This is a genomic window from Halomonas profundus, assembly GCF_020865425.1.
Lineage (GTDB): Bacteria > Pseudomonadota > Gammaproteobacteria > Pseudomonadales > Halomonadaceae > Vreelandella > Vreelandella titanicae.
Genome location: NZ_CP086344.1, coordinates 2,297,427 through 2,313,072, shown reverse-complemented (window position 1 = coordinate 2,313,072; position 15,646 = coordinate 2,297,427). Strand labels below are relative to the sequence as shown.

The following is a 15,646-nucleotide window of genomic DNA, read 5'->3' as shown; positions in this document are numbered from 1 at the left end:
CCTTGTCTGGCCTTCGCTCGCCGACTTTTCAGACAGAGCCTAAAAAAACGCTAATTTCTAGAAACCTAAGGAGCTCCATGCATCACCCTCCGTTTATCCTGTGGTTAATCGTTTTATTGATTGGGCTATGCCTGGGCAGTTTTCTAAATGTGGTGATTACGCGCCTGCCGGTGATGCTGATGCGTGGCTGGCGTAATGAAGCCCGCGAAGCACTTGAGCTTAGCGCTGAACACTCACAACGCTTTAATTTGGTCACACCAGGCTCTATGTGTCCACGCTGTGAAGCCCCCATTGCATGGCACGACAACCTGCCACTGATTGGCTGGATAAAGCGCCGCGGCCGCTGCGCTGAGTGCCAAACGCCGATTAGCGTTCAATATCCTCTGGTAGAAGTAGCCGGTGGCTTACTGGCCATGGCGGTGCTAGCGCTCCACGGGCTTACGGCAGAATCAGTCTTCGTCTACGGGGCCTGTCTGATGCTGTTAGTGCTCGCCGTGATCGACTTTCGCACCCAGCTTCTCCCCGACATCATCACCCTCCCCTTGCTTTGGGCAGGGTTACTGTTTCAGCTCCTCTTCCAGCCACTGATGCTGCCAAGTGCCGTTATCGGCGCAATGGTAGGCTATCTTTCACTGTGGAGCTTTTATTGGCTATTCAAACTGGCCACCGGCAAAGAGGGTATGGGCTATGGCGACTTTAAGCTGCTGGCAGCACTAGGCGCCTGGCTGGGTTGGAGTTTTTTACCGCTAATATTGATACTTTCCGCAGGGCTTGGGGCCATTGTTGGGCTAGTTGCCCAGGCCTACTCACCTAACCTACGCGGCACACCGTTTCCCTTCGGCCCTTTTCTCGCCCTCGCCGGCTGGGTGGCGTTGTTAGTCGGTGATGAAATAATGGCAATGTATCTCAACCTGCTTATGTAAAATTGAGCCATGTGAACTTTGACCATGTGAAACGTGGCCCTATAAACTTTAGCTATATGAGGCAGCAGATGATTATCGGATTAACGGGTGGCATTGGATCGGGAAAATCGACCGTCGCTCGCGCCTTCGAAACGCTTGGCGCTGCCTGGGTCGATGCCGATGATGTCGCCAGGGAAATAGTCTTACCTGAAGAACCGGCACTGCTAGCCATTAGAAATCGCTTCGGCGAACAGGTCATGCACCAGGATGGCACGCTTAATCGCGCCGCCCTGCGCGAGATTATTTTTAACGATCCAGAACAACGCCAGTGGCTAGAATCCATCACACATCCCAAAATAAGGGAGCGGCTATTGCAGCATTTAGAGCGGCTCAAAGTCCAGGGAGCGCCTTACGTGCTGCTTGTGTCACCGTTACTGTTTGAGTCGGGTCAAAACACACTAGTAAACCGCGCGGTGGTTGTCGATGTGCCCCAAGCGCTACAATTATCGAGAACCCAACAACGTGATGGGGTGAGTGAAAGCCAGGTGCGTGCTATTCTCGCCGCCCAACTTTCCCGCGAACAACGGCTAGCAAAAGCAGATGACGTGATAGATAACAGCGGTGACCACGCCAGCATGATGGAACAAGTGGCACGGCTTGATGAACGCTACCGTCGACAGCTTAACTACTGAGATATCGCACTTGTTAACGCAATTGGAGTTTTTTTATGGCTCGCCCTGCAAACGATTCCCCGCTAGAAGTTAATTGTCCGCAGTGCGCTAAGCGCGTGCCCTGGTTACCAGAAAGCACTTACCGCCCTTTCTGCAGTAAGCGTTGCCAACTATTGGATTTGGGTGCCTGGGCCGATGGGTCACATCGCATATCGGGCGAATCCGCCATGGATGAAGCCGATATAGAAACCTTACTGGCGCAAGCCGACAAGGATGCACCACTGACCTAGTTTTTACGAAAACTGACTTAACGAGCACTGACACTGACTATGGCCGAGATAAACGCTAACCCATCATCGCCGTCGGCCTATCATCTGCTACTTCAACTGGAGCAGCAGTTTGATCATCTACTGGCAACCATTGAAGCCGCCGTTTCACTATACGAACAGCAACTACCGGCAACTTGGCTCTTTCATCAAACGACGCCGTCTAGCGATTGGTTGCGTAAAGCGCTGTTCGATATGTGGCATGAGCAGGATCAAGATGGCCGTGAGACGCGCAACTATATTGCCGTAGTAGCCGCTAATGACGAGCTACTGATGGCAATAGACGCTGTAAATCAAGCCAAAGTCAATTTTAGTGACCAACTACAACATATCAAACAGGCATTTCCCCAAACACTTAGCGATGCAAAAAGTCGCTTACCGCAACGCCACCCTCATGTTGATGAAGTGTTACGCCGCAATGGACTTGCCCGTTTACATCTTAAACAGAGCTGGCGGCAGCTACCTATCGCACAAGCGCCTGTCTCACGCATTCGCTTTGCTTGGTACAGTAGTGGTCGCTCTATTAAACGCCTGTCAGTTCAAGAAGCTGAACATAAGCTATTGCAGCTTGATACTGATGCACCGCATATTCGTATTCAGCTACGCAAGCTAGCCGGTATTCCAAGCGGCGAAGTGCTTGCCCAGGTGCAAACTCAGGCCCCGCTGATGCGGGCAAACCTGTTTTTTACCGAACCACTCGACGATGGGCATACACGACGGGCACTGAATGCCGCTATGCCTATTTTTGTGCCTGACAATAACCAGCGGCTGCCCCACATTAACCTGCCTACGCCAGAACCTCCCACTGCCCGCACACGGGCAAGACGACGCGATGAGAAACTAGAGCAGGATGTATTTCTACCGAGCTTGAGGATTTATCGCTACCGTTAGCATAAAGGCACCTGCAAAGACTTCTACGGTGTTTTGGATGTGCTAGCTGCAGGCACTACATCCTGCTGCCATACCCCATAGCCAAGCAGCGCTTCGATCAGCTCGGCCAGGTCGTAATGATCCACACCATACTCGCTCAACAAAGCTTCAAAGCGCTGTTTAAAAATACGCTCCCGCTCTTGTTGCTGTTCCTCCTGCTGGCTTTCTAAATCTTCTTGCTCCAATGCCGCAAGCGAGCGTACCGGCGGGCCTGTCGGTATATCGAAACCGCTCTCTGGGTCATCTAATTGGCGTAAAGCCTGCGCAAAAGCATCGTCTAACTCACGAAACTTACGCAGCTTCTCGCGCTCATCTATCGGCTTTTGAACCTTTTGATATTTCATCGATGTTTCATTTACACCTTGCTTGAAATGGTCGATATGACTGCCAATGTCGCTTTTTTTGGCAAAAACTGTGCACAAACGCGTAAAGCTAACGAGCAAACTTGCCTTTGCCACCCAATTACCAGCATAAAGGCATCATTATTAGGTATATGAGGGTAACCCACACATTTATCAAACACGTCACAGTCAGCGACAACGCATTAATTGATGCCTCGCATCAACATTACCCACAAGTAGCCTGAATAGAGATTCCACTCTCATCAGTAAGCTGAACTTTTTCCTTTCAGCCAGGTTACCAACACTAACGCACTGGGAGAGTGCATTACAGGCAAGATAAGCACGACCTGTATGATTCACGTATTAGAGGCCAGATAATGTTCAACGCGATGACACGAGCTGAGATCTGGCTGCAGGACACACTTGATAAGCCACTCGGTATTGAAGACCTTGCGAATCACATAGGGTATTCATCTTCCCAAGTTCGGCGCCAATTTCGCCAAAGCTTTGACATCTCACCTAGCGCCTACCGTGAAATAAGGCGATTGGAGCGCGCAGCGGTGTTGCTAGGGCTTACTCCTCTCAATATAGCGCAAATTGCGATACGTTGCGGGTACCATAACCACTCGTCGTTTTCCCGGGCATTTCAACGTCGCTATCAGCTGAGTCCGCGCCATTTTCGACAAACCCTGAAAACCACGCTCATTCAGCCAAAACCGCATCCTGTTTTTAACACGCGCATCGAAAAAAGCAATGACCGCCAAATGATCCTAATGCGACTCTACAAAGCTCCCACGCATATTAAGGGGCTAGGGGATGCCAGCTATCAGAATAAGCAGCTAGCGTGCTTACAGGCGCGCCTTAGACTATCAACGACCGTCATTGCACTGCCCGACATACTCGCAGATAAGGCTAATGCACTTAATAGTGAATTTTTTCATTCATACCGTACCGACTTTGGTCTTTACCTATCGGATACGGACAATGCACAAGACATTGCGTTACCAGTGCACTACCGGCGGGTCGACATTCCCACCCACCACTACGCGAGCACGTGCTTTGACGACTTAGCTGATCTAAATAGCGCGTTGATGCATACCATCATGTATCTACTTCACAAGAAAAATGTCTGTCACGTTAGCGGCCACCCTCCGCAGGTATTATGGAAAGCGAACCATTTAGAACTTCGTATTCCCTTAATAGCCTAGCAGTGATGGCCACGTCTTAGCGATATAGCTGAACACAGGGCAATAAAAAACCGGCATTCCTGTACAGAAATGCCGGTTGTTAACTAACTTAGTCTTCCATGCGCTCCAGCCAAGACTCGACGGTTTCATCGCCATACTGATCTTTCCAGCTACGCAGGCCCTTATGGTTGCCGCCACGAGTCTCAATGACTTCCCCCGTTTTGGGGTTTTTGTAAATTTTAAGACGACGCTTACGACGTGCATTGCCACTGGCTGTGGTTTTAGCCGTACGCTGGTCAGCAGCCGGATCCAATAAGGCAATGACATCGCCTGGGCGCTTGCCAAACTCAGTCATTAGCGCTTCAAGTTTGGCCTTAAATTCCAACTCACTTTTTAGACGCTGGTCGCCTTCTAAGCGCTGCAAATCTTCCTGAAGCTGCTTTAGCTGCTGCTCTTTTTGGATATATTCGTTAAGTAATGACATCGAGGTTCCTTTAATAGCTTATCCAACTGAATGGGGCTCAGCTGAATGGGATCTAACTGAGGTGCAGATTGACAACCTTGACACCCACTAGTTCAGAATGCAGGGACATTATTCCTGTAAAAAGAGTAACTGACAACAGTCTAGTTGATTTTCACTCAATTACTAATCGTTTTTTTAAAACTCAATTGCTGCTTAAAGAGTTTAACCCTAATAGAACATGGCGACTATACACACCTACCGTAGAGCTATTACAAGCACTCAACCACTACAAACAAAAGCGCCGCCCATAAGGGCGGCGCTTTTACAAACCAATAACTAATCGATAATTAGTCTTGGCCCATCTGCTGCTTGATCAAATCACCGATGGTGGTCGGGCCACCTGCAGTTTCCGGCTCTTGCTCACGCATCTTCTTCAGGTTCTGACGCGTATCGTCTTGGTCTTTCGCTTTTACCGACAGATTGATCTGACGACTCTTACGATCAACACTTACGATACGGGCTTCTACGCTGTCGCCTTCATTCAGCACATTGCGCGCGTCTTCTACGCGGTCAGCACTGATTTCAGAGGCTTTCAGCACAGCAATAACGTCAGTCGCCAATTCAACTTGAGCTTCTTTAGCATCAACTTCAATGACGCGACCCGTTACGATGCTGCCCTTATCGTTGACTGACAGGTACTCAGCAACGGGGTCAGAATCCATCTGCTTGATGCCCAGCGAGATGCGCTCACGCTCAGGATCAATAGACAGGATAACGGCTTCAGCTTCATCGCCTTTCTTAAAGCTGCGTACAGCTTCTTCGCCAGTATCAGTCCAAGAAATGTCAGACAAGTGAACCAGACCGTCAATACCGCCTTCTAGGCCGATAAAGATACCGAAGTCAGTAATTGACTTGATGGTACCGGAAACACGGTCACCCTTGTTGTAGTCAGTGTTGAAGGTTTCCCACGGGTTAGCAGTGCACTGCTTGATACCCAGAGAAATACGACGACGCTCTTCGTCGATATCCAACACCATGACGTCAACATCATCGCCCACTTGAACGACTTTAGACGGATGGATGTTTTTGTTAGTCCAGTCCATTTCAGAAACGTGAACCAGACCTTCAACACCCTCTTCCAGCTCGGCAAAGCAGCCGTAGTCAGTCAGGTTAGTGACGACCGCGTGTACTTTCATGCCTTCTGGATAACGCTCTTTAATGTTGACCCACGGATCTTCGCCCAACTGCTTCAGACCCAGTGAAACGCGATTACGTTCACGGTCAAACTTCAGAACTTTGACGTTGATCTCATCGCCAACGGCAACGATTTCGGACGGATGCTTAATACGCTTCCACGCCATGTCTGTAATGTGCAGCAGGCCGTCAACACCACCCAGGTCTACGAAAGCGCCGTAGTCTGTCAGGTTCTTAACGATACCCTTGATCTGCTGACCTTCTTGCAGAGTTGCCAGCAGCGCTTCGCGCTCGGCACTGTTCTCTGCTTCCAGAACCGCACGACGTGATACCACAACGTTGTTGCGCTTCGGATCGAGCTTGATGACTTTAAAGTCCAGCTCTTTGTTTTCCAGGTGCGCAGTGTCGCGAACTGGACGAACGTCAACCAACGAGCCCGGCAAGAAGGCACGGATAGAGTCAACTTCAACAGTGAAGCCGCCTTTAACCTTACCGTTAATAACGCCCTTAATGATTTCGTCTTTCTCGAAGGCTGCTTCAAGAATCTTCCAAGCTTCTGCACGCTTGGCTTTTTCACGAGACAGACGCGTTTCACCGAAACCATCTTCTACGGCTTCAAGTGCAACGTGCACGTCGTCACCGATAGCGATGTTCAGATTACCGTGCTCATCGCGGAATTGTGACGCAGGGATCTGACCTTCAGATTTCAGACCAGCGTTGACAGTAACCCAGTCACCGTCAATGTCGACAACCTGAGCCGCGACAATAGCGCCTGGCTCCATGTTGATGTCGTTAAGAGACTGTTCAAACAGCTCAGCAAAGCTTTCGCTCATGGTGTTCCTACGTAATTACGTTGTTGAGGCATAAATGCCTTCTCCGCACCACCAGCAAGTGCGGGCCTAATGTCACTCAGCCTTTGGGGGTGTTAACGCTGGTTAGACCTGACCGGGCTCACCGATGTGAGTTTAGTGCCCTGCCACGTCGTGACACCTATCCAAAAGCGCCGCAAGGGAGAATCAGACGCCGCTTACCAGCCCTTTTTGGGCGAGCAGTTCGGTCAGTCGATCAACCACTTCCGGTATGCTCAGGCGCGTGGTATCAAGCGTAATGGCATCATCTGCCGGCTTGAGAGGAGCCACACTGCGCTGCGTGTCGCGTGCATCGCGTGCCTGAATCTCCTTTAAAAGACTCGAAAGACTAGCATCCACCCCGGCTTCCTGCAACTGCAGATAGCGTCGACGCGCCCGTTCATCGGCGCTGGCGGTTAAAAAAATCTTCAGCGCCGCGTCAGGAAACACCACGGTACCCATGTCACGACCATCCGCCACCAAGCCCGGCGCTTGGCAAAAATCGCGCTGGCGCTGTAGCAGGGCTTGGCGCACCGCGGGCAGTGCCGCCACTTGAGAAGCTCGCTCGCCGGCCTGTTCGGTGCGAATCACCTGGCCAACATCTTCACCTTCAAGCAGTGTACGTGGCTGTCCCTCTTCAACAGGAAACGCCACATCTAACTGCTCTGCCAAGCGTGCCAGGCCCAACTCGTCGTCAACGGCTACGTTGTGCTTAACTGCTGCTTGAGCCGTCAGTCGATAAAGTGCGCCACTATCGAGAAGATGCCAGCCTAGGCGCTCTGCCACCAAGCCACTGATCGTACCTTTACCTGCGCCGCCAGGCCCATCAATGGTGACAACGGGAGCAGCAGCAACACGATCATTCATGCGCGCCCTCCACGCTAACGCCCATGCCAATACGCGTGGCTAATTCGACAAAGTCAGGGAATGAGGTCGCCACATTGGCGCAGTCTTCAATCACAATTTCTGCACTTGCACGTAGTGATGAAATCGCAAACGCCATAGCAATACGGTGATCGCCCAGACTATCGACACGCCCACCGCCGTAGCTCGCTTTTTGCGCATCGCCATTGCCGACAATATCGATGCCGTCGTCTACAACGGTGTGCTGCACACCTAACACAGCCAAGCCATCGGCCATGGCCTGAATGCGATCAGACTCTTTGACCCGCAGCTCTTCAGCGCCTCTAAGACGGGTCACACCCTCGGCATTAGCGGCGGCAATAAACAGCGCGGGGAATTCATCAATGGCTAACGGCACTTGCTCTTCGGGAATATCAATGCCTTTCAGCGGCGCATAGCGAATACGAATATCGGCCACCGGCTCGCCACCCACTTCGCGCTCATTCTCTAACGCCAAATTCGCCCCCATCAGGGTAAGAATATTGATTACGCCAATCCGGGTGGGATTAATGCCGACGTGTTCAAGGGTGATATCTGAGCCTGGGGTAATGGCAGCTGCCACTAAGAAGAAGGTTGCAGATGAAATATCCGAAGGCACATCAATGGGGCCTGCGGTGAGCTTACCGCCCCCTTTGAGCCAGCAGGTATCGCCCTCACGGGAAACCGCATAGCCAAAACCATTGAGCATACGCTCGGTGTGGTCGCGGGTCGGCGCAGGTTCGCGCACTCGAGTTTCGCCTTCGGCGTACAGCCCCGCCAGCAACAGGCAAGATTTTACCTGGGCACTGGCCATGGGCATATCGTAATGGATGCCTTTAAGCTTGGCGCCACCATGAATCTTCAACGGCGGACGCCCGCCCTCAGCGGTATCAATGGTTGCGCCCATCAAGCGCAGCGGGTCAGCCACGCGCCCCATAGGCCGTTTGGTTAGTGACTCATCGCCGGTCAGCTCGCTATCAAACGCTTGGCCTGCCAGCAGTCCTGAAAAAAGCCGCATGGCGGTGCCCGAGTTACCTACATAGAGCGGGCCTGCTGGGGCTTTTAAGCCATGCATACCCACACCGTGAATCGTCACGCGGCCCTGGTGCGGCCCTTCGATCGCCACACCCATTTCCCGAAACGCCTGCAGGGTCGCCAGGCTATCCTCACCTTCCAGAAAGCCTTTTACTTCAGTGACACCCTCAGCCAGCGCGCCCAACATAATAGAGCGGTGCGACATGGACTTATCGCCAGGTACGCGCAAACGCCCCTGGGCTTGACCGCCCGGCTGCACACGGTAGGTGACCTTACCTTGTGGTTGCATATGATATTCCGCCTGATAACTGGTTTTGTTCAATAAAGAGTCGAAATAGTGCCGGGCGTGGCTAGCCCGATCAAAGGTGGCAATCAGCGCATCGCTGTCACCGGCTTCTACCGCATGACGCAATCGAGAGAGCCCCGCTTCAAAATCATCCAGCGATGCTAACACCGCCTGCTTGTTGGCAATAAAAATATCTCGCCACATCACCGGGTCGCTTCCCGCGATACGGGTAAAGTCGCGAAAGCCGCCCGCTGCGTAACGAAAAATATCTAGCCGCTCATCCTGACGGGCCAGCGTATCCACCAGCGAAAATGCCAGCAAGTGCGGCAAATGGCTGGTACGCGCCAACACTTGGTCATGGCGCTCTACGTCCATTTCCAGCACATCGGCACCACAGGCTTCCCATAAGCAGCGCACGCGCTGCAAAGCCTCACGGTCGACGTTCAGCTCAGGTGTCAAAATAACCTTGTGGTCTACATACAAACGCGGATTCGCCGCTGCCACACCGCTTTTTTCTGAACCGGCAATAGGGTGCCCCAGCACCATATTAGTGGGTACCCGGCCAAATACACGCTGAGCGCAGGCGCGGATAGTCGCCTTGGTACTACCAACATCGGTAATCACAACGTCAGCCGACGCGTTAGGTAGCGCTTCGGCCAAGCTTGCCATCACGCTCTCCATGGCGAGCACCGGCACCGCTAGCACTACCATGGTGGCGTCATTGACTTGCTCATCAAGGTGGGTACTGCCTGAATCGATCAGCCCCATCTCAATACCGCGTGCAATCTCAGCTTCGTCAGGGTCACAGGCAACAATTTGACCCTGAAACCCTACCGCGCGCAGCGCTGCCGCTAGCGAACCACCAATCAATCCCAGACCAACAATCAATAGACGCGACTCATGACAGCCTGATGTTTTTACACCGTCTTCGGCCATTAACGTCACAGCACGCCTATGGGGTAAGAGCCCAGCACGCGTAGATCTGCCGCTCGTAGCTGCACCTCTTCAAGCACTGCCGCGACCTCGGGCTCATCACGATGGCCTTTAAAGTCGATAAAAAAGACGTAGTTCCACACACCGGTACGCGAAGGACGCGTTTCAAGGCGCGTTAAATCAATTTGGTGGCGATGAAAAGGCTCCAGCAGCGCATGCAGCGTTCCCGGCTGGTTGCGCATGGCAACCACAATAGAGGTTTTATCCTCTCCTGCCATGGGCACATCCTGGTTGCCAATAATCAAAAACCGCGTGGAGTTATCCGGGCTGTCTTCAATTTTTTCGGCAATGTGCTCAAGCCCATAAAGCTTGGCCGCCATATCACCTGCAATCGCCGCACTATGCCACTCGGTTTTGACTAACTTGGCCGCTTCCGCATTAGAGGAAACCGGCACGCGCTCCGCATGGGGATAGTGAGCATCCAGCCATTTACGGCACTGGGCAAACGACTGCGGGTGCGAGTAAATACGCGAGACCTTATCGCGGCGCGTCGTTTCACTGACCAATAAATGGTGATGAATACGTAGCACTACCTCGCCACAAATTTTGATCGAGGAGTCCATAAAAGTATCCAGGGTGTGATTAACCACCCCTTCGGTGGAGTTTTCCACCGGCACGACGCCGTAGTGTACGGCCCCCGCCTCTACTTCACGAAATACCTCGTCGATGGCTGCCATGGGCAGGCTAACAGCGCTTTCACCAAAGTGCTTGAGCGCCGCCTGTTGCGTAAAGGTACCTTCAGGGCCTAAGTAAGCAACTTTTACCGGCTGCTCAAGCGCCAAACACGCCGACATGATTTCGCGAAACAGCCGCGCCATTTCTTCTGAATCGAGCGGCCCCTTATTCAACGCCATAATGCGCCGAAGCACCTGCGCCTCTCGCTCAGGGCGATAAAACACCGCATCTTTATCTTCAGCTAGCTTGACATGGGCCACCTGCTGGGCACAGCTGGCGCGCTCACTGATCAGGTTCAGAATATCGCTATCGAGCTGATCGATACGCTGGCGCAACTCATCCAGATTGATCGACGTGTCGGACATGGTGATTTAGCCCCTTGTTTTTTCAAAATCGGCCATAAATGCAATTAGGGCATCTACCGCAGACTCAGGCACCGCGTTGTAAAGGCTGGCACGCATACCGCCCACGCTGCGATGACCTTTCAAATTAAGCAGCCCCGTCGCATCGGCCTGCTGTAAAAACGCTTTATCCAGTGCCGAATCGGCCAGTACAAAGGGCACGTTCATGCGCGAACGGTTGGCTTTAGCAATTGGATTGCTATAAAGCTCGCTGGCATCAATCGCTGCGTAAAGTTTATCTGCCTTACGCTGATTGATAGCGTCCATCGCCGCCAATCCGCCAATATCGTCCTTCAGCCACTGAAACACCAGCCCGGCTAAATACCAAGCGTAAGTGGGGGGCGTATTGACCATCGAACCAGCGTCCGCCAGCATTTGATAATCAAATAGCGAAGGTATATTGGCCCTAGCTTTACCTAGCAGGTCGTCACGCACCACCACCAGCGTTAACCCGGCGGGGCCAATATTTTTCTGTGCCCCAGCGTAGATAACGCCAAATTCGCTAACGTCGATGGGCCCAGACAGAATGTTCGACGACATATCGCAGACCAGCGGCACGTGAGCACCATCGGCACGCTGAATATGCGGCGTATAATCAAATTCCAAGCCACCAATTGTCTCGTTAGAGGTGTAGTGCAAATAGGCAGCATCTGCGCTCACCCGCAGTTCGTCTTGTGCGGGTACCGCCGTATGACCGTTGGACTCACTGCTGGCAACCACATGGCAATCAAAACCAAGGTGCTTGGCCTCATTGAGCGCCTTCTTGCCCCAGATGCCGGTCTGAATAAAATTGCCTCTACCGCCTTGACCCAACAGGTTCATCGGCAGCATGGCAAACTGCAAGCTGGCGCCGCCCTGTAGAAACAGCACGCGGTAGTTATCCGGCACGCCCAACAGATGACGAAAGTCGGCTTCGGCGCGCTCGGCAATGGCAATAAATTCATCGCTGCGGTGGCTCATTTCCATTACTGAAAGGCCGCGCCCCTGGTAGTCCAGCAATTCTTCCCGGGCGCGCTCCAGCACGGCCACTGGCAGGGCCGCTGGCCCTGCGCAGAAATTATAGTGACGTGTCATCAGTCCCCGTTTCCTGTGCATCATCGGATGTTTTATTCGCCTGTGCGTCTTCAAGGCTGCTTTCTTCAGGATCACCCGCTCCTTCAAGAGCGCTTAGCTCGTCGCTCTCTTCCGGTTCATCAACGCGCACCGTCTTGACCAGCTTCTCCTCTTTGCCAAGACGAATCAGCATCACGCCCTGGGTATTCCGTGATGTGGTCGAGACCTCTTCCACACGGGTACGCACTAGCGTGCCGCGGTCGGTGATCAGCATCATTTCATCGCTGTCATAGACCTGCATCGCCGCCACGAGCGAACCGTTACGCTCGCTGGTTTGCATGGCGATGACACCCTGGCCACCACGACCACGCAGCGGGAATTCTTCCAGGCGCGTGCGCTTGCCGTAACCATTCTCACTGGCGGTCATAATGTAGATCTGACCAACGGCGGTCTCGGCTACAGTGCTCTCTTGGGCACCGTCTTGCGTTTCCCCTTCGGCATCCGCCTCGGCGTCGATCTGCTGGCTTTTAGGAATAATCAGGCTAATGACTTCCGCGTCGCCGGCTAGGCGCATACCACGCACCCCGCGGGCAGTACGCCCCATGGCGCGGGCTTTGCCCTCTTCAAAGCGAATCGCCTTGCCGTTAGACGACAGCAGCATGGCATGGTCATTACCCGTGGTAATCGCCGCACCAACCAAGCGGTCACCCTCTTCCAGGTCAATGGCAATCAGGCCAACGCTGCGTGGGCGCGAGAACTGCTCAAGGCTAGTCCGCTTAACGGTGCCTTTGGCTGTAGCAAAGAAGATGTAGTTATCAGGGTTGTAGTCGCGCACCGGCAAGATGGCGTTGACCGCTTCACCTTCTTCAAGCGGCAGCATATTCACCAGCGGTTTACCCCGCGATCCACGGCTGGCGTTGGGCATTTCGTACACCTTCAGCCAGTACACTTTGCCGCGATTTGAGAACAGCAGCACGGTGTCATGAGTAGAGGCCACCAGCAGATGTTCAATCACGTCTTCGTCTTTCATGGCCGTTGCGGACTTACCGCGGCCACCACGGCGCTGAGCCTGATAATCCGACAGCGGCTGCGTCTTGGCATAGCCTGAACGCGACACGGTTACCACCATGTCCTCTTCGGCGATTAAGTCCTCCATCGACAAATCGAGGTGACTAGCCTGAATTTCAGTACGACGGTCATCGCCAAACTGATCACGAACCGCCCGCAGCTCTTCGCGAATCACTTCCATCAAGCGGTCAGCAGAGGCCAGGATCTCGGTTAGCTCGGCAATTTTCTCAAGAATGCTGAGGTATTCATCAAGCAGCTTCTCAGTCTCAAGTCCCGTCAAGCGATGCAGGCGTAGCTCAAGAATCGCCTGCGCCTGGGCAGGAGAAAGCCGATAAGAGGTGGCCGCGGTATTTAAACCAAAACCCTCTTCCAGCTCTTCTGGCTTGCAAGAAGTAGCCCCGGCCCGCTCTAACATGGCAGTCACCTGACCGGGCTGCCAAGTCTTGGCGAGCAGCTTTTCACGCGCTTCAGCCGCGTTGGGTGAGGCTTTGATCAGCTCAATCACTTCATCGATATTCGAGATAGCGACGGCCAAGCCTTCCAACAGATGCCCACGCTCACGGGCTTTTTTCAGCTCATACAGTGTGCGCCGGGTAACCACTTCGCGCCGGTGACGAATAAAGGCTTCCAGCATCTCTTTAAGATTGAGCGTGCGTGGCTGGCCATTTTCCAGCGCCACCATGTTAATCCCGAACACGTTTTGCAGCTGCGTTTGAGCAAACAGGTTATTGACCACTACTTCGCCGGACTCACCGCGCTTGATTTCAATCACCACGCGCAGACCATCTTTATCCGACTCATCGCGCAGTTCGGCGATGCCTTCAATCTTCTTCTCTTTCACCAGCTCGGCGATCTTCTCGATCAACCGCGCCTTATTCACCTGATAAGGCAGTTCGGTGATGATGATGTGATCGCGACCGGTTTTGTCGTGGTGCTCAATGGTATGGCAAGCGCGCACATAAATACGTCCACGGCCTGTACGATACGCCGACAAAATGCCCGCGCGGCCATTGATAATGGCACCGGTGGGGAAGTCAGGCCCGGGGATATACTCCATCAAGTCATCTACCGACAGCGTGTAGTCGTCGATGAGGGCCAAACAGCCGTCAATCACTTCACGCATGTTGTGCGGTGGAATATTGGTTGCCATACCTACCGCGATACCCGACGAGCCGTTGATTAGCAGGTTGGGTACCTTGGTGGGTAATACGGCGGGGATACGCTCGGTACCGTCGTAGTTATCCACCCAATCGACGGTATCTTTCTCAAGGTCAGCAAGCAGTTCGTGGGCAAGGCGCGACATACGCACCTCGGTATAACGCATGGCGGCCGCGTTATCCCCATCAATAGAACCGAAGTTGCCCTGACCGTCGACCAGGACATGGCGCATCGAGAAGTGCTGCGCCATACGTACGATAGTGTCGTATACCGCGCTATCACCGTGCGGATGGTATTTACCGATGACATCGCCGACGACACGCGCCGACTTCTTGTACGGTTTATTCCAATCATTACCCAGTTCATGCATGGCAAACAGCACACGCCGGTGAACCGGTTTAAGGCCATCCCGCACATCTGGAAGCGCGCGGCCGATAATGACGCTCATCGCATAGTCGAGATACGACTGTTTAAGCTCGTCTTCAATATTGACGGGCAAGATTTCTCTGGCGATGTCACCCATGAAAGTCAGATCCTTTGCACTGCATTGGCACTGCGAGAGTTGAAAGCGCTGGTAAACACCGCTCTGAAATTACCATAGAGCGGCGCGCAAATACTGCGACATCATACCACCGCAAAAGCAGCAAGGGCAGCCAGGGAGCTCACCAAAGCCGTTTAGACGCTAAATGCCTCTTTCCCCAAGGTTAACGCGGCTAACGCCTCACGCACCTCTCCTTCGATTGCAGCGGCCTTGTTGGCGCGCATATCGAGTAGCACGAAGGTTAAATCGGCACGGGCGATGACGGTGCCATCCTTACGCCCACCGTTTTTACGAACAATACGATGGTGGCAAAGCCCGCTGCGCTCACCAACGTCGATGATCCCGGTCATCACTTCCAAATCATCCCCTTGGCGGGCAGCGGCCAGATAATCAATGTTCAAATTGACGACGACGAATGCCCGCCCGGCCTGATGGAGCTCTTTGATCATCTCTGGGTGTTGATCAAAGAAGTCCCAGCGCCCTTCTTCCATAAACTCAAGATAGCGAGCGTTATTGACATGCCCATAGCCATCCAGATGATAGCCTCTAACGCGTAAATGAACTCGCGACAGCGATGCACTCATATCGACTCCTCTATAGTGATTGGCAACGATTCAATCAAACACAAGTTTGAAACACGTGCAACAGAGACGATTGGTGACAGCCGCTGGTAGGAATGCCCCGCTTTCGCC

At 53.1% G+C, this 15,646-nt stretch carries 14 protein-coding genes; 5 read left to right on the top strand and 9 right to left on the bottom strand.

Translation table 11 applies throughout. The features are described from left to right. Positions 1 to 77 precede the first annotated feature (77 nt). From LMS44_RS10330 to LMS44_RS10315, 4 genes are all read left to right on the top strand, one after another. Positions 78 to 923, top strand: coding sequence for a prepilin peptidase (locus LMS44_RS10330; protein WP_159176757.1), 846 nt, complete (start codon positions 78 to 80; stop codon positions 921 to 923). 68 nt (positions 924 to 991) lie between these two features. Next, the gene (gene coaE / locus LMS44_RS10325; RefSeq protein ID WP_159176756.1) at positions 992 to 1,594 is read left to right on the top strand and encodes a dephospho-CoA kinase; all 603 of its coding nucleotides are present in this window, start codon (positions 992 to 994) and stop codon (positions 1,592 to 1,594) included. 35 nt (positions 1,595 to 1,629) lie between these two features. Continuing rightward, positions 1,630 to 1,863, top strand: a complete 234-nt coding sequence (yacG, locus tag LMS44_RS10320; RefSeq protein WP_159176755.1) for a DNA gyrase inhibitor YacG — start codon at positions 1,630 to 1,632, stop codon at positions 1,861 to 1,863. A gap of 39 nt (positions 1,864 to 1,902) precedes the next feature. Further along, complete coding sequence (locus LMS44_RS10315) at positions 1,903 to 2,790, top strand: DNA replication terminus site-binding protein (RefSeq protein WP_278370626.1); 888 nt, start codon at positions 1,903 to 1,905, stop codon at positions 2,788 to 2,790. Positions 2,791 to 2,813: 23 nt separating this feature from the next. Here the strand turns inward: LMS44_RS10315 and LMS44_RS10310 are convergent, their stop codons facing one another. Continuing rightward, positions 2,814 to 3,173, bottom strand: coding sequence for a hypothetical protein (locus LMS44_RS10310; RefSeq protein WP_035537408.1), 360 nt, complete (start codon positions 3,171 to 3,173; stop codon positions 2,814 to 2,816). A gap of 374 nt (positions 3,174 to 3,547) precedes the next feature. Between LMS44_RS10310 and LMS44_RS10305 the strand changes: the two genes are divergently transcribed. Next, positions 3,548 to 4,378 (top strand): helix-turn-helix transcriptional regulator, encoded by an 831-nt coding sequence (locus tag LMS44_RS10305; RefSeq protein ID WP_027959300.1) that lies wholly within the window; start codon positions 3,548 to 3,550, stop codon positions 4,376 to 4,378. An 88-nt stretch (positions 4,379 to 4,466) separates the two neighbouring features. Here LMS44_RS10305 and LMS44_RS10300 read toward each other — a convergent pair whose 3' ends face one another. The 8 genes from LMS44_RS10300 to LMS44_RS10265 all read right to left on the bottom strand — a co-directional run bounded on the left by LMS44_RS10300 (position 4,467) and on the right by LMS44_RS10265 (position 15,538). Continuing rightward, the gene (locus tag LMS44_RS10300) at positions 4,467 to 4,841 is read right to left on the bottom strand and encodes a histone-like nucleoid-structuring protein, MvaT/MvaU family (protein ID WP_022523599.1); all 375 of its coding nucleotides are present in this window, start codon (positions 4,839 to 4,841) and stop codon (positions 4,467 to 4,469) included. A 326-nt stretch (positions 4,842 to 5,167) separates the two neighbouring features. Further along, entirely contained in the window at positions 5,168 to 6,847 is a 1,680-nt protein-coding gene (gene rpsA / locus LMS44_RS10295; protein ID WP_008957327.1) for a 30S ribosomal protein S1, read from the bottom strand. Between the two features lie 183 nt (positions 6,848 to 7,030). Beyond that, on the bottom strand, positions 7,031 to 7,729 hold the full coding sequence (gene cmk / locus LMS44_RS10290; protein WP_022523601.1) for a (d)CMP kinase: 699 nt from the start codon (positions 7,727 to 7,729) through the stop codon (positions 7,031 to 7,033). Beyond that, complete coding sequence (locus LMS44_RS10285) at positions 7,722 to 10,001, bottom strand: bifunctional prephenate dehydrogenase/3-phosphoshikimate 1-carboxyvinyltransferase (RefSeq protein ID WP_278370695.1); 2,280 nt, start codon at positions 9,999 to 10,001, stop codon at positions 7,722 to 7,724. The genes cmk and LMS44_RS10285 overlap by 8 nt, the downstream gene beginning before the upstream one ends. Positions 10,002 to 10,006: 5 nt before the next feature. Next, positions 10,007 to 11,098 carry a prephenate dehydratase gene (gene pheA, locus LMS44_RS10280; RefSeq protein WP_009286587.1) on the bottom strand — a complete coding sequence of 364 codons (1,092 nt, stop codon included), beginning with the start codon at positions 11,096 to 11,098 and terminating at the stop codon, positions 10,007 to 10,009. A 6-nt stretch (positions 11,099 to 11,104) separates the two neighbouring features. Next, positions 11,105 to 12,208, bottom strand: coding sequence for a 3-phosphoserine/phosphohydroxythreonine transaminase (gene serC / locus LMS44_RS10275; RefSeq protein WP_278370624.1), 1,104 nt, complete (start codon positions 12,206 to 12,208; stop codon positions 11,105 to 11,107). Next, on the bottom strand, positions 12,192 to 14,936 hold the full coding sequence (gene gyrA / locus LMS44_RS10270) for a DNA gyrase subunit A (protein ID WP_027959296.1): 2,745 nt from the start codon (positions 14,934 to 14,936) through the stop codon (positions 12,192 to 12,194). The genes serC and gyrA overlap by 17 nt, the downstream gene beginning before the upstream one ends. A gap of 152 nt (positions 14,937 to 15,088) precedes the next feature. Then, positions 15,089 to 15,538 (bottom strand): acyl-CoA thioesterase, encoded by a 450-nt coding sequence (locus LMS44_RS10265; protein ID WP_022523637.1) that lies wholly within the window; start codon positions 15,536 to 15,538, stop codon positions 15,089 to 15,091. Positions 15,539 to 15,646 lie beyond the last annotated feature (108 nt).